This window comes from Stenotrophomonas maltophilia group sp. vghtpe118 (genome assembly GCF_052605195.1).
On record NZ_CP199672.1, the window covers coordinates 451,300 to 465,766 of the forward strand.

Sequence of the window (14,467 nt, forward strand, 5' to 3'; positions counted from 1 at the left end):
CGGCCCAGCCCTCTCGGCATTTCGGTGTCGGACGGAAAGAGCGTTGGGGTTCCAGGTGGAAAGAGGGGTCAGATCCGTTTTCCTGCGGAAAACGGATCTGACCCCGGAAGTGACCTGGCTTTTGTTTTTTGCTCTTCTTTCTTCAATCCGGGGTGGACGCGCACGGAAACTGTCCGTGGCCGGGAGGGTGGGTTGCGCAGGGGTGTCCGCGGCATGGATGCCGCGGCCAAGCCCCCATGGACGGGTTCACGGCGTCCCCTGCGCGACCCACCCTCCCGGCCCGAGCGAAGGAAATCCGCAGCTTTCCGTGACCACCCCGAGGGGCTTCGCCGTTGGCTGGATATCCAGATACCCCGTAAACAAAAACGCCCCAGCACGGGGCCAGGGCGTGTTCGTGGATCAGGTCAGGCCGGCATCAGAATTCCTGCCAGTCTCCGTCGGCCAGTTCGGTGGCCATCGGGCGACCGCCAGCGGTGCGGCGGGCCGGCGGTGCGACCGGTGCCGGGGCGGCCGGCGCGGTGGCTCGCGGGGCCGGGGCTGCGGCGACGCGCGGGGCGGCGACGACCTCGGCCTCGTCGACCACGAAGATCGACACCGCTTCGCTGAGATGGCCGGCCTGTTCTTCCATCGCACGCGCGGCAGCAGTGGCTTCCTCCACCAGCGCAGCGTTCTGCTGGGTGGTCTCGTCCATCTGCACCACGGTCTGGTTGACCTGCTCGATGCCGGCGGACTGTTCCTGCGAGGCCGCGGAGATTTCGGCCATGATGTCGGTCACGCGCTGCACCGAGGCGACAATCTCGCCCATGGTGGCGCCGGCCTTGTGCACCAGCGCCGAGCCATCGTTGACCTTGCCGACCGAGTCGTCGATCAGGCCCTTGATCTCCTTGGCGGCGGCGGCCGAGCGCTGGGCGAGGGTGCGCACTTCGCTGGCAACCACGGCGAAGCCGCGGCCCTGTTCACCGGCACGCGCGGCTTCCACGGCGGCGTTCAGTGCCAGGATGTTGGTCTGGAACGCGATGCCGTCGATTACGCTGATGATTTCGGCGATCTTCTTCGACGAGGCTTCGATGGCGGACATGGTGGTGACCACCTGGCCGACGACCTCGCCACCCTGCGAGGCGACACCGTGCGCGCCGATGGCGAGCTGGTTGGCCTGGCGGGCGTGTTCGGCGTTCTGGCGCACGGTGGAGGTCAGTTCCTCCATCGAGGCCGCGGTTTCTTCCAGGTTTGCGGCCTGCTGCTCGGTCCGGCGCGACAGGTCGCTGTTGCCGGAGGCGATCTCGCCGGCGGCCGAACTGATCGCGCGGCTGGATTGCTTGATGCGGGTGACGATCTCGCTCAGCTGCGCGGCGGTGGCGTTGGCATCGTCACGCATGCGGGCGAACACGCCCTGGTAGTCGCCGTGCATGCGCACGGTCAGGTCGCCCTGCGACAGTGCCGCAAGCAGGCCGGAGATCTGCTCGATGCTGCCGGCGTTGGCGTCCAGCAGGCCGTTGATCTGCTGCGCCAGCTGCAGGAAGAAGCCTTCCTTGTCGGTGGCGTCAATGCGGCCGGACAGGTCGCCGGCGGCGGCCTGGGCGATCACGCGGGCCACTTCCGCTTCAACCTGCGCTTCCTGGGTACGGTCGCGCCATTCCACCACGTAGCCGACGGTGTCGCCGCCTTCATTGCGGATGGTCGACACCACCTGGGCGAACTGGGCATCGCCGTACTGCATCGGGCGACGCGCGACACCGTGCGCCTTCAGGTTGCCCAGCAGGGTCTGGTCCATCTCGCCACGGTGCTCGAGCACGGTGACCGGCTTGCCGATCAGCGAGGCCTGGGCGTCGAAGTCCGGCAGGTCGCGGCGCACTTCGTCCTGGTACTGGCTCAGGGTCTGCTGCAGGGCGCGGTTGCTGTAGACGATGGTGTTGCTGGTGTCGGTCAGGTACACGCCGGTCGAGCTGTAGTCCAGCGCGGTGCGGATGCGCAGGTTCTCGCGGGCGACGGCCTGGTCGGTTTCGATGCGCTCGCGCAGGTCGCGCTGCATGCGCTGCATGGCCTGCATCAGTTCGCCCACTTCGTCCTGGCGACTGACGTCGATATGGCCATCGAGCTTGCCACCGGCGACGTCGTTGGCGACCGAGACGGCGCCACGCACGCTGCCGACCAGTGCGCGTGCGAACAGCCACACCAGCACCAGGCCGAGCGCGGCGCCGCCCAGCAGGGCGATCACGGTCAGCACGGCCGAGGCGGAATAGGTGGAAGCGGCCTCTTCGCGCGAGGCGCGGGCGAGGCGGTTGTCTTCGGCGATCAGCGCTTCCAGCGCCGATGCAGCCTTGCGGTGCTTGGTACGGGTTTCGCCGACGAAGGTATCGATGGCGTCGTCCGGCAGGTCCAGTTCCAGCATCTCGGTGACGCTGTCATAGGACGCCAGGGCATCCTTCCATTCCTTGGCGAAGGTGTCGAACAACTTCTTCTGTTGTGCGTTATCGACCAGCTTCGGATAGTCCTTGATCGACTTGTCCATGCTGGTGCGCAGGTCGACGGCCTGCTTGCGCGCATCGGCCTTGACGTCGTCGCTGGCGCGGATCAACTGCTGGTAGGCGGCATTGCGGTACTCGCCCAGCATGCCGCGCATCTCGCCGGCGAGGCGGATGCTTTCCATGCGTGAACCGGCCAGCTCGGTGGTGACGTTGTTCAGCGAATGCAGGCCGCGATAGGCGACGATGCCCTGCAGCAGCATCACCAGCAGGAGGACGCCGAAGGTCAGCAGCAGCTTCGGCATCAGTTTCAGGTTGTTGATCCACGGCATGGGCGTTGCGAGCTCCTAAGGCAGACGCGCCCGGGCATCGGGCCCGGTTGCAGCAGAAACCACGCCGGCACCAGGTCCGGCGTAGTTCGACGGACAGCGGATTACTTGATGTTGGCCAGCTTCAGCCCAGCCGGCGAGCTGACTTCGATTTCCGCGCGCGAGGCGTCGCGCTGGATCTTGCCGATCACGCAGACGGTCTTGCCTTCCAGGGTTTCCAGCGGGAAGGAGAACTTGCCGCGGTTCTCGCCGGCGATGCGGGCCGAGAAGGTGTGGCGCGGGAAGGCACCGCCCATGTACAGGAAGGTCGGCTGGCCTTCGGAACCTTCTGCGTAGCGGGCCTTTTCAACCTTGCCACAGACCATGCCGTCCTTGCCGACCGAACGCGGCGCCATTTCCGGCGGGATCATGTCGGCCGACTGGGCGAAAGCGGAGGTGGCGGTGGTGGCCAGGACAGCAGCCGAGACGAACGCAAACAGGGACTTCATCGAGGGTATCTCCGGGGATGGTAACGATCGGGCCGGTCCTGCGCGCTCCTGCGCGACCGGCTTCTGTCCCCCTATCGGCATCGCCGAAGGGAACTGAAGGGTTTTGTGACTGGAACGTGAAGCAGTTCCGGTTGCTCAGGCGGCGACGTCTTCGGCGGGGCTGGCCTGGCCCATGTCGGCGCTGTCGAGCAGGGTCTCGATGTCCAGCAGGATCAGCATGCGATCGTCATGGGTACCGATGCCGGAGATGAAGCGGGTATCGACGGCGGCACCGAATTCCGGGGTCGGTCGGATCTGCTCGGCCGACAGCGGGATCACGTCGGAGACGCTGTCGACGACGATGCCGACCACGCGGTCGTCGACGTTCAGCACGATCATCACGGTGAAGGCGTCGTAGCGGGCGTTGTCCAGGCGCAGCTTCAGGCGCAGGTCGATCACCGGGACGATGGTGCCGCGCAGGTTGATCACGCCCTTGATGTAGTCCGGGGCATCCGGCACGCGGGTAACCGCATCATAGCCACGGATTTCCTGCACCTTGAGGATGTCCACGCCGTAGTGCTCGTCACCAAGCGTGAAGCTGAGGAATTCGCCACCGGTGCTGGCGGCGGAGCTGGTCTTGTCGTTCATCGAGGGGTCCTGGTTCTGCCGGAAGTCCCGGTGTCAGGCTCGATATCGGCCCCGCTGGGGGGGACTTTAGGTGCCCGGGGAAAGGCATCCACGCATGGCGTGGATCCACCGGAGATCGGTAGTGCCTGCCGCTGGCCGGCAATGGCCGTACCCGCATTGTCGCGACGTTGCCGGCCAGCGGCCGGCACTACCTGTTGGCCGGGCCTTAGAGCTCGCCGTTGCGGCGTGCCTTGCGTTGGCGGTCGATGCGGAAGATGTAGCGCTGGATGGCGCTGTCGGCGCCGCGCGGCAGGCTGTCGAAGCGCATGCCCACGCGCTTGACCTCGATGCCGTTGGGCTGGCGCTGGGGCAACAGGTTGCAGACCACCAGCGCGATGTCCAGGTCGGGGCCGTCCGGCAGCGACAGCTGCGCCGGATAACGCTTCTGCAGACCAAATACCGCGCAGTCATTGGGCACCACCACGGCCAGACCGCCACCGCTGATGTCCACCACCCGCATCGACAGCGCTTCGGCCCGCGCTTCGCCGGGTGGCAGCAGCAGCTGCGGTGAATCAGTGACTGGCGTCTCCAGCCGATACAGCTCGCGGCGCTGCAGGTGCACCAGTTCTTCCGGAAGCGGGGCGCGGAAGGCCACGTGGCCGTCGTTGTCCACGCGCTGCAGTTCGTGCAGGCGGAAGCGCACCAGCACCCGTTCGAGCTGGGCGAAGCACAGCAGGTGATCGGCCTGCTCGGCGGCGCGGTTGGAAGCTTCCTGCGGGCTGCCATCGAGCAGCAGGTAGTCCTCGTCTTCGTCGAGGTCGAGCAGCGCAGTGGGGAACGAACGGTCGCGGCCGTCGATGTGCGCGTTGATCAATGATCGCTGGTCGATCAGCGAGCGCAGCAGCTGGCGCAGCTGACGCGGATTGCGGACCAGGAAGCGCTCGTCAGCGGCGTCGGCCGCGTGGACATCATGCACTGCAGTGTCGTTGCCGTCGGACATGGAATCTACGGTCAGGGGCGGGCGCCAGCACGCATTGGCGCGAGGCTCGATGGGGATATCGGCCTCTGCACCGGATTATGAAGTGGGATTTGCATCACTTTCCACGCGTAAGGGGTCAGATCCCTTTCTGCGGGAAAGGGATCTGACCCCGTGGTTCTGTCAGAACTCCTGCCAGTCGCCGTCGGCGGCCAGTACCGGCTGCGCCGTCGAGCTGCGCAGGGGGCGCGCGGAAGCCGGCTTTGCCGAAGGCGCGGCGGCTGCGACCTGGCGCGGTACCGGCGCCGCCAGCGGGCGTGCCGGAATGGCCGTCGTGCCGTGCGATGCCAGCCGGAAGCGGGCCACGGCTTCACCCAGCTGCACGGCCTGGTCCTCCATCGCACGCGCGGCAGCAGTGGCTTCCTCCACCAGCGCGGCGTTCTGCTGGGTGGTCTCGTCCATCTGCACCACGGTCTGGTTGACCTGCTCGATGCCCGCGCTCTGTTCCTGCGAGGCAGCGGAGATCTCGGCCATGATGTCGGTCACGCGCTGCACCGAGGCGACGATCTCGCCCATGGTGCTGCCGGCCTGGTGGACCAGGCTGGAGCCCTCGGCAACCTTGCCGACCGAGTCGTCGATCAGGCCCTTGATCTCCTTGGCGGCAGCGGCCGAGCGCTGGGCGAGGGTGCGCACTTCGCTGGCGACCACGGCGAATCCGCGACCCTGTTCACCGGCACGCGCGGCTTCCACGGCGGCGTTCAGCGCCAGGATGTTGGTCTGGAAGGCGATGCCGTCGATGACCGAGATGATCTCGGCGATCTTCTTCGACGAGGCTTCGATGGCGGACATGGTGGTGACCACCTGGCCGACCACTTCACCGCCCTGCGAGGCGACACCGTGCGCGCCGATGGCGAGCTGGTTGGCCTGGCGGGCGTGTTCGGCGTTCTGGCGCACGGTGGAGGTCAGTTCCTCCATCGAGGCTGCGGTTTCTTCCAGGTTGGCGGCCTGCTGCTCGGTCCGGCGCGACAGGTCGCTGTTGCCCGAGGCGATCTCGCCGGCGGCCAGGGTGATGCTGGAGGCGCTGGCCTGGATCTGGCCGACGATCTGGGTCAGCTGCGCGACCGTGGTGTTGGCATCATCACGCATGCGGGCGAACACGCCATTGAACTGGCCTTCCATGCGCGCGGTCAGGTCGCCGGTGGCGATCGACTGCAGCAGCTGCGAGAGCTGGCCGAGGTTGCCGTCAGCCACCTGCATCATGGTGTTGAGGTGCTCGATCATCAGCTTGAAGTCGTGCTGGAACCGCTGTGCGTCGCCGCGCTGGCTGAAGTCACCGGCGGCGGCCGCCGCAGCCAGGTGCTGGATCTGCGAATTGATGGCCAGCAGGCTGGCCTTGGCCGCGTCCATGGATTCGTGCAGGATCGCGCGGCTGCCGGGCAGGCGGCGTGCATCCGGGCTCAGATTGCCGATGGCGTACTGGTTGAGTACTTCAATGGCATCGACGATCGCATCGAGGTGCTCGAAGATCACCGTGTTGATGCCGTTGGCCAGCTGGCCGTAGACACCCGGGAAATCTTCCGGGATGCGATGGCTGATGTCCGGGCCAGCGTGCATCTGTGCCATCAGCTGTGTCTGCTCGCTGAAGCGTCGCAGCATCGCCGTCATCTCGGCGGTGGCAGCGAGCATCCTGCCGGCTTCATCGTTGCTGGTGGCCTGGGTGCTGACGCTGAGATCACCGCGGGCAACGGCCTGGATGGCATGCACGGCCTTGCCGAGTGGGCCGGTCACTGCACGCGAGATGACGATGGCCAGCGCGGCAGCGACCAGCGACAGCAGCACGATGCAGCCGATGATGGCAATCATGCTGGTGCGGTGGGTGGCGTTGGCGTCGGCGATCTTGCGGTCCATCTGGCCGGCGATGTGGGTGCCCAGTGCCTTCATCGCAGCGAACAGGTCGCGACGCGCCGGGCGTGACTGTTCGTCGGAGATCTGCCGCGCCAGGACGCCGTCACCGGCGGTCACGGCGTCGCGCATCGCCTTGTTGGCGGCGAAGTAGCGGTCGAGCTGTGCGCTGGCTGCGCGATACAGTTCACGCTCCTTGTCCAGCGCCGGCAGCGCCGCGTACGCCGCCAGTTCGTCATGCACGGCCTTGGCGGTGTCGTTCATGCGCTTGTTGTAGTCGGCCACCTTTTCCGGCTGGTCGAGCATGCTCAGCTGGGCCAGTTCGTAGGTGCGGAACTCGCCGAGCTGCGAGCGGGCCTCGCCCAGGTGCTGGACCGAGGGGATATCGTTGCCAGCCATGTCGCGCAACTGCGCGTTGGCCTCGCTCAGGCGCACCAGTGCGAAGGCGCCGAGGATCAGGGTCATCAAGGTGGTGAGGGTGAACCCCACGGCCAGCTTGCGGGCGATGGGCAGATCTTGGAACCACTTCATGCAGGGTGCTCCAGGTGGGCAGAGTGCCGGCGTCTGTGCGCCGGTTTGGGGGTGGTTGCAGAGCGAACGGGGGTGCCCGGTGGGGTTCGGTGACGACCGTCAAAGCGAAATAACGGCGCCGTCCGCGCGGACTTTATGGACGCAGATCACATTCGGTTGCGTAGGGATGACGGCACGAAAGTGCTGGTCTGGCGGGGCTTGCGCTCGGATGACGTGGTTGCGCGCGAAACCATCGCCTCGACGGAGTTCACAGAAGGGATGGGGTCAGATCCCTTTTCCCTGAAAAGGGATCTGACCCCGGCTGGAATGGAGCACACAAACAAAAACCGCCGTCCCGAAGGGCGGCGGTCCATGACCCGCATGCGGCGTGGATCAGGCGGCCTGCGGCATCCGCAGTGAGCGCACCAGTCCGCCGATGTCAACGATCAACGCGACGCGGCCGTCGCCAAGGATGGTGGCACCGGACACCCCGCCGATACGGCGGTAGTTGTTCTCGATGTTCTTCACCACCACCTGCTGCTGGCCGACCAGTTCGTCCACTTCCAGCGCGATTTTCTGGCCATCGCCTTCCACCACCACCACCAGCGATTCGCTGCCCGGTGCGCGGTTGCCGTAGCCGTAGTACTCGCTCAACGACAGGATCGGCAGGTACTCGCCTCGCACGCGCAGCACGCGGCCTTCGCCGGCCATGCTGCGGATATCCTCGGGCTGCGGCTGCAATGCCTCAAGCACGTAGGCAAGCGGCAGGATCAGGGTTTCGCCGGCCACGGCCACCGTCATGCCATCGAGGATGGCCAGGGTCAGCGGCAGGCGGATCAGCGTGCGGGTGCCGGTACCGAGGCTGCTTTCGATCTGCACCTCGCCGCCTAGTGCCTGGATGTTGCGGCGGACCACGTCCATGCCGACGCCGCGCCCGGACAGGTCGGTGACCGCATCGGCGGTGGAGAAGCCAGGCTGGAAGATCAGGTCCCAGACCTGCGAATCGGTCGGGTTGTCCGGCACGGCCAGGCCGCGTTCGTGGGCCTTGGCGAGGATCTTGGCGCGGTCCAGGCCACGGCCATCGTCGCTGACTTCGATGACGATATGGCCGCCTTGATGCGAGGCCGCCAGCGTGATCGTGCCGGTCTCATCCTTGCCTGCACCGCGACGTACGTCGGGCATTTCCAGGCCGTGGTCGATCGAGTTGCGCACCAGGTGCACCAGCGGATCGGCGATCTTTTCGATCAGGCCCTTGTCCAGTTCGGTGCCTTCGCCGACGGTGCGCAGGCGCACCTGCTTGCCGAGGCGGCTGGACAGGTCGCGGACCAGGCGCGGGAAGCGGCGGAACACCGCATCAACCGGCAGCATGCGCACGCCGATCACCGCTTCCTGCAGGTCGCGGGTGTTGCGTTCAAGCTGGTCCAGCCCGGCGAACAGGCTCTCGGCGTGGACCGGGTCCAGCGCATGCGAGACCTGCTTGAGCATGGCCTGGGTGATGACCAGCTCGCCGACCAGGTTGATCAGCGCATCGACCTTGTCGACGCTGACGCGGATCGAGGTTTCCGCTTCCTGGCTGGCACCACCGCTGGCGGCAGGCGCGGCAGGTGCAGACGCTGCCGCTGCGACCGGAGCGGGAGCCGCGGCGGCCGGCGCCTGCGTGGCCAGGCTCGGCGGCGCGGCGGGACGGATGTCCAGCTCGCAATCGTCCAGCACCCAGGCGAAGGTATCTTCGATCTTGCTGCGCGGCACCTTGCCGACCAGGCCCAGATCCCACGCAAGATGGGCTTCGAGCGGATCAAGCTGGGCGAAGCCCGGCAGGCGTTCCATGCGCGCAGCGACCTGCAGCGAACCGAGGTGTTCCAGTTCGCGGATGATGCGCAATGGATCGTTGCCGCTCATGAACAGCGACGGCGCCGGGGTGAAGCCGATCTGCCAGGCTTCCGGCGTATCGTCCACCTTGGCTGCCGCGGCCGCCGGGGCGCTCGCTGCGGCCTGGCCGGAAAGAACCGCTTCCAGGCGCGCTTTCACCGCAGCGACTGCGGCGGGATCTGCGGCTTGGCCGTGTTCGGCTTCGCGCAGCAGGGCGCGCAGCACGTCCACCGAGGACAGCATGGCGTCGACGGCGTGGCCTTCCAGGACCCGCTTGCCGGCGCGCAGCTCATCGAGCAGCGTTTCCAGCACGTGGGTCAGGCCGGCGATCGCGTCGAAGCCGAAGGTGCCGGCGCCGCCCTTGATCGAGTGGGCGGCGCGGAACACCGAATTGATGATCTCCGCGTCCTGCTGCCCCGATTCCAGGGCCAGCAGGCCAGCCTCCATCGCATCGAGGCCTTCGCGGCTCTCCTCGAAGAAGGTGGCGTGGAAGCGTTGCAGGTCCATGCTCATGGCAGTGGTGATCCGGAAGCGAGGAGGGGGAGCGGTGCCGGGCGATCAGCCCAGCACTTTCTGCACGGTGGCGACCAGCTGTTCGGGATTGAACGGCTTGACCAGCCAGCCGGTGGCACCGGCGGCCTTGCCTTCGGACTTCTTGTCGGCGGCCGATTCGGTGGTCAGCATCAGCAGCGGGGTGAACTTGTAGTCCGGCAGCTGGCGCAGTTCGCGGATCAGCGCGATGCCGTCCATGTTCGGCATGTTGACGTCGGTCACCACCGCATTGAAGCGCTGGCCCTTGGCGCGACCGAGCGCGACCGCGCCGTCTTCAGCTTCTTCGACGGCAAAACCGGCCGAGGTGAGGGCGAAGGACACCATCTGGCGCATCGACGCCGAATCGTCCACCACCAAGATACGTGCGCTCATGCAGCGTTCTCCACAGATTTCAGGTTGTCATGGGTTACGTCCAGGCCCAGGGCCTGGGTGACGCCCAGCAGGCGCGCGGCGTCACTGAAGGTTGCAGTGCAACCGTGGAAGCCGGTGCCCAGGCCTGCCTCGCGGCGGGCCTGCACGAACGCACACAGCACCTGCACGGCGGCCGTGTGGATGCGGGCGACCTGGCTGGCATCCAGGGTCAGCTCGCCAGCCTGCTCCACGAGGGGGGCGAGGCGGTTCTTGAGCTCGGTAGTGCTCTCGATGCCGAGATCCCCACCCAGTTCGACAGTGCTCATCGTTGCTCCGGACAAACGGTTCCGTGATCCATAACGGCACCCCGGTGGGGTTCTTTAGAAGAATCGACGCGGTACGTCGATGCGGTCGCTGTCCAAAAGGGGACGGAGGGGATCAAGTCGCAAGCGAGCTGGCTCTACTGCAGTCCCCTCGGCAACGGTGACCGCGCAGTGGGGACGTAAGGTGTTGATCCAACGGATCAACTCCTTGCGTCCCCGACAGGCACCGCTTCGGTGCAAAGCACCGAGCCACTTGCGACTTAATCCCCTCCGTCCCCTTTTTCTTGGCGGCTCAGCTCAACAGCCGGGTGGCGTCGAGCAGGATCATCGGCCGCTGGCTGACCCGGGCCACGCCGCGGAACAGGTCGTTTGAGATCTGGCAGATGCGCGCGGTATCGGGCGGTTCGATCTGCGAATCGGTGAGGTTGGCGACATCTTCGACCGCTGACACGCGCAGGCCGATGGTCTCGCCGTCCTCCTCCAGGACCACGATGCGGGTCTGCGCGTCGTCCTCGGCGGCGGCCGCGCCCAAGTGCAGGCCCAGGTCCATCACCGGGACCACCTGGCCGCGCAGGTTCATGATGCCGAGCATGGCCGCTGCAGTGCCACGCAGCGGCAGCAGGGGCACCGGCAGCACCACTTCCTGCACCTTCAGCAGTTCCAGCGCATAGGCCTGGGTGCCGCAGCGAAGGCGCAGCCAGCGCGAAGTGCGTTCGCCGGCGCGTCGGTTCTGCGGGTGCGGGCTGCGGGCCGGTTGGTGGGCCTGCGCCTGCAGCTCCTGCCAGGTGCCGGGACGGTTGCCTGCCGGGGCATCGACGGCGACGCGCGGCGGCGGAGTGGCGGTGCGCGCCGCCGGGGCCGGAGCTGCAGGTGCAACCGTGGGGGCGACCGGTGCTGCGACCACGGCGGGCGGTGGCGTGGCTACGTCTTCGCCACCCGCGGCCGCCTCGAACGCGGCCTGCAGGCCGGGGCTGTCGGTGTGGGCGAGGCGATGGCTGTCCGCCGGATCGGTTTCGTAGATCACCTCGTCCGGCAGGTCGTCCCAGGTAGGTTCCGGACCGGCGTTTGCAACGACGGCGGGTGCCGGCGCGGTTTCGTGGATGACCTCCTCAGGCAGGTCATCCCAGGTCGGCTCGCGTCCGGAAACCGCTTCTCCCGCCGGACCCGGCCCAGCGCTAGCGGAGGCGGCAGCGCTCTCGAAGGCCGCTTCCAGCACCGCGTCGTCCGGGCTTGGTGCGGCGGCGACGGATTCTGTTTCGTAGATCACCTCGGCGGGCAGGTCATCCCAGGTGGGTTCGCGCGTGGGTGGTGCGGCGCTCTCGAAGGCGGCTTCCAGCGCAGCGCTGTCCCCGCTGGGCGTGGCGGCGATGGTTTCGGTTTCGTAGATCACGTCGGCCGGCAGGTCGTCCCAGGTCGGTTCGCGTTCGGCGACTGCTTCGATCGCCGGGCCTGGCCCGGCGCCTGCGGGCGGCAGAACGGCAGGCGGCGGCGCGACCATCGCCTCCCCCAGCAGTTCGTCCAGGTAGTCGTCGAGGATGCCGGTACTGTTCATGCGGCCTGCTCCAGGGCGCGGGCATCCTCGCCGAGGATCCAGTTCAAGGCGCGCCGGTAGGCGGCCAGGCCACGGCCCGGGTAGTCCTCGCCAGCGCTCGGCAGGGTCAGCCCGGCGGCGTTGCTGATGCGGGTATCGATCGGAATGGCGTCTTCCCACACGCGGTTGCCGTGGCGATCCTGCATGGTGCGCAGCGATTCGTTGCCGGCGCGGGTGCGGCGGTCGAACAGGGTCGGCAGGATCGAGATCGGCAGCGGGCGGCGGCGCGAACGCTCGACCATCTCGCCGGTGCGGACCATGCCATCCAGGCCGTGCAGTGCCAGGGGCTCGGCCTGGGTCGGGATGATCAGGCGATCGGCGGCAGCCAGTGCGTTGATCATCAGCAGGCCGAGGGTGGGTGCGCAGTCCAGCAGGATGTAGTCGTGCTGGCCCTGGTGGCGCGCCAGCGCGTTCTGCAGGGCCAGGCCGAGGCCGGGCTGGTTGGCGCTGCGGCGTTCCAGCGTGGCCAGCGCCGACTGTGCGCAGACGTAGTCCAGGCCATGGATGTTGCTGGCATGGCAGAGGCCGGACAGGTCCGCTGGCGGTGTGCCGAACAGCTCCAGCACGCCGGCCGGCGGCGGGTCCACCGGCACGCCGAAGGCGCGGCTGAGCGAGGCATGCGGATCGAGGTCGATCAGCAGCACGCGATGGCCGAGTGCGGCCAGGCCGCGGCCGAGGGCGAGGGTGGTGGTGGTCTTGCCGACTCCGCCCTTCTGGTTGGCGACTGCCCAGATGCGCATCGGATTACTCCTTCATTGCCGGGGGAACGGCGGCGCCGACGCGGCTGCCAGCCGGCACCGGCGGCAACTTCACCGGTGCGATGGGGGAGGTGGGGGCGCTGGCCGGAGTTGCGGCGGCCTGTTCGGTGACGGTGCTGTCGGTGGCGCCGGTGGCTGCGTTCAGGCGCTGGCCGAGCGGATCCACCGAGTGCGACGTGTCGGCCAGGATGATGACCATCACCCGGCGGTTGCGGTTGCGGCCCTGCGCGCTGTCGTTCTCTTCGCGCGGGCGGAACTGGCCATAGCCGACCATCGCCAGCCGCGACGGCTGCACGCCCTGGTCGGCGAACAGGTGCACCACGCTGGCGGCGCGCCCGGCCGACAGTTCCCAGTTCGACGGGAAAGTGGCGGTGGCGATGGGCACGTTGTCGGTGTGGCCTTCCACGCGCACGCTGTTGGGCACGTCGCGCAGCACCTCGGCCAGGCTGGCCAGGGTCTGCCGCGCATGCACGTCCAGCGCGGCCGAGCCGGTGGGGAACAGGATGTCGCTGTTGATCTCGACTTCGATCCACAGTTCGGTGCGGCGCACGCTGATCATGCCGCGGTCGATCAGCGGTGCGAGCGCGGCGGTGAGGCGGTCGGCGATGCTGTTGAGCTGTCGCTCGGCACGGGCGATCTGCTCCTGGTTGTGCACTGACACCGGCATGCGCATCTGCGAGGCCATCGACGGCAGCAGGGTCGGGTCGTGCGAGGGCGCCGGCGCGGAGGGACCGATCTTGGTGCCGGACTTGATCACCGAGGGGCTGTCCCAGCCGCCGCCCTGCACCTGCTTGTTGCCCACCTGCACCGGGTTGATGGTGCGCGGTGCGCCACCGAAGGCATCGGTCAGCGCGTCGGCCATGATCCGGTACTTGCCCTCGTTCACCGAGGAGATCGCATACATGACCACGAAGAAGGCGAGCAGCAGCGTCATCAGGTCGGCATAGGGGATCGCCCATGCTTCGTGGTTGGCGTGCTCTTCGTGGTGCTTGCGGCGGGCCATGTCAGTGCAGGAAGCCGGAGAGGTTGGTTTCGATGTTGCGCGGGTTCTCGCCCTGGGCGATCGAGATCAGGCCTTCGATGACCATCTCGCGGTCGCGCGTGTTGTGCGAGATCACACTCTTGAGCTTGGCGGCGATCGGCAGGAACAGCAGGTTGGCCGAAGCGATGCCGTAGATGGTGGCGGTGAACGCGGCGGCGATGCCGTGGCCGAGCTTGCTCGGGTCGGCCAGGTTCTTCATCACTGCGATCAGGCCCAGCACGGCACCGATGATGCCCAGCGTCGGTGCATAGATGCCCATTGCTTCGAACACCTTGGCGCCGGCCTGGTCCTGGTGCTCCTGGCTGCCCAGTTCGATTTCCAGCATGTGCCGCATCGATTCGGGCTCGACGCCGTCCACCAGCAGCTGCAGGCCCTTGCGCAGGAACGGGTCCTGCTGTGCTTCCACCTGCGATTCCAGGCCCAGCAGGCCCTGGCGGCGGGCGATGTTGCTCCACTCGACGATCTGCTGGATCAGCTCGCGGCGGTCGCTGTGCGGTGGACGCACGACCCAGCGCACGATGCTGAACGCATGCTTGAACACCGCCGGCGAGGTGTGCAGCAGGATCGCAGCGACGGTGCCGACGATGACGATCACGAACGCCGCAGGCGACCACAGCGACGCCAGGCCGGCGCCCTTGAGGATGCTGCCGCCGACCAGCGAGGCCAGGGCGAGAAAGAGTCCAATGAGGCTGAGTCTATCCATGGATC

12 protein-coding genes are annotated in these 14,467 nt (G+C 67.4%); all 12 read right to left on the bottom strand.

Going from position 1 to position 14,467, the window contains the following annotated elements:
• Positions 1–415: 415 nt before the first annotated feature.
• Entirely contained in the window at positions 416–2,794 is a 2,379-nt protein-coding gene (locus ACUDTM_RS02150; protein WP_065178536.1) for a methyl-accepting chemotaxis protein, read from the bottom strand.
• 101 nt (positions 2,795–2,895) lie between these two features.
• Positions 2,896–3,279, bottom strand: coding sequence for a hypothetical protein (locus ACUDTM_RS02155; RefSeq protein WP_061480764.1), 384 nt, complete (start codon positions 3,277–3,279; stop codon positions 2,896–2,898).
• 135 nt (positions 3,280–3,414) lie between these two features.
• On the bottom strand, positions 3,415–3,906 hold the full coding sequence (locus ACUDTM_RS02160; RefSeq protein ID WP_072166946.1) for a chemotaxis protein CheW: 492 nt from the start codon (positions 3,904–3,906) through the stop codon (positions 3,415–3,417).
• A gap of 205 nt (positions 3,907–4,111) precedes the next feature.
• A complete protein-coding gene (locus ACUDTM_RS02165) occupies positions 4,112–4,885 on the bottom strand; it encodes a flagellar brake protein (protein WP_005416413.1) in 774 nt (257 codons plus the stop codon).
• 159 nt (positions 4,886–5,044) lie between these two features.
• A complete protein-coding gene (locus ACUDTM_RS02170; RefSeq protein WP_227838166.1) occupies positions 5,045–7,294 on the bottom strand; it encodes a methyl-accepting chemotaxis protein in 2,250 nt (749 codons plus the stop codon).
• Positions 7,295–7,666: 372 nt separating this feature from the next.
• The gene (locus tag ACUDTM_RS02175) at positions 7,667–9,655 is read right to left on the bottom strand and encodes a chemotaxis protein CheA (RefSeq protein ID WP_334271982.1); all 1,989 of its coding nucleotides are present in this window, start codon (positions 9,653–9,655) and stop codon (positions 7,667–7,669) included.
• Positions 9,656–9,700: 45 nt separating this feature from the next.
• Positions 9,701–10,066 carry a response regulator gene (locus ACUDTM_RS02180; protein ID WP_005409521.1) on the bottom strand — a complete coding sequence of 122 codons (366 nt, stop codon included), beginning with the start codon at positions 10,064–10,066 and terminating at the stop codon, positions 9,701–9,703.
• The gene (locus ACUDTM_RS02185; RefSeq protein WP_061478730.1) at positions 10,063–10,371 is read right to left on the bottom strand and encodes an STAS domain-containing protein; all 309 of its coding nucleotides are present in this window, start codon (positions 10,369–10,371) and stop codon (positions 10,063–10,065) included. The genes ACUDTM_RS02180 and ACUDTM_RS02185 overlap by 4 nt, the downstream gene beginning before the upstream one ends.
• Positions 10,372–10,660: 289 nt before the next feature.
• Entirely contained in the window at positions 10,661–11,920 is a 1,260-nt protein-coding gene (locus ACUDTM_RS02190; protein WP_072166949.1) for a chemotaxis protein CheW, read from the bottom strand.
• Positions 11,917–12,699, bottom strand: coding sequence for a ParA family protein (locus ACUDTM_RS02195; protein WP_069138615.1), 783 nt, complete (start codon positions 12,697–12,699; stop codon positions 11,917–11,919). The genes ACUDTM_RS02190 and ACUDTM_RS02195 overlap by 4 nt, the downstream gene beginning before the upstream one ends.
• A gap of 4 nt (positions 12,700–12,703) precedes the next feature.
• Positions 12,704–13,720, bottom strand: a complete 1,017-nt coding sequence (gene motD / locus ACUDTM_RS02200) for a flagellar motor protein MotD (RefSeq protein WP_061478727.1) — start codon at positions 13,718–13,720, stop codon at positions 12,704–12,706.
• Position 13,721: 1 nt separating this feature from the next.
• On the bottom strand, positions 13,722–14,462 hold the full coding sequence (locus tag ACUDTM_RS02205) for a flagellar motor protein (RefSeq protein ID WP_049413360.1): 741 nt from the start codon (positions 14,460–14,462) through the stop codon (positions 13,722–13,724).
• Positions 14,463–14,467: the final 5 nt, after the last annotated feature.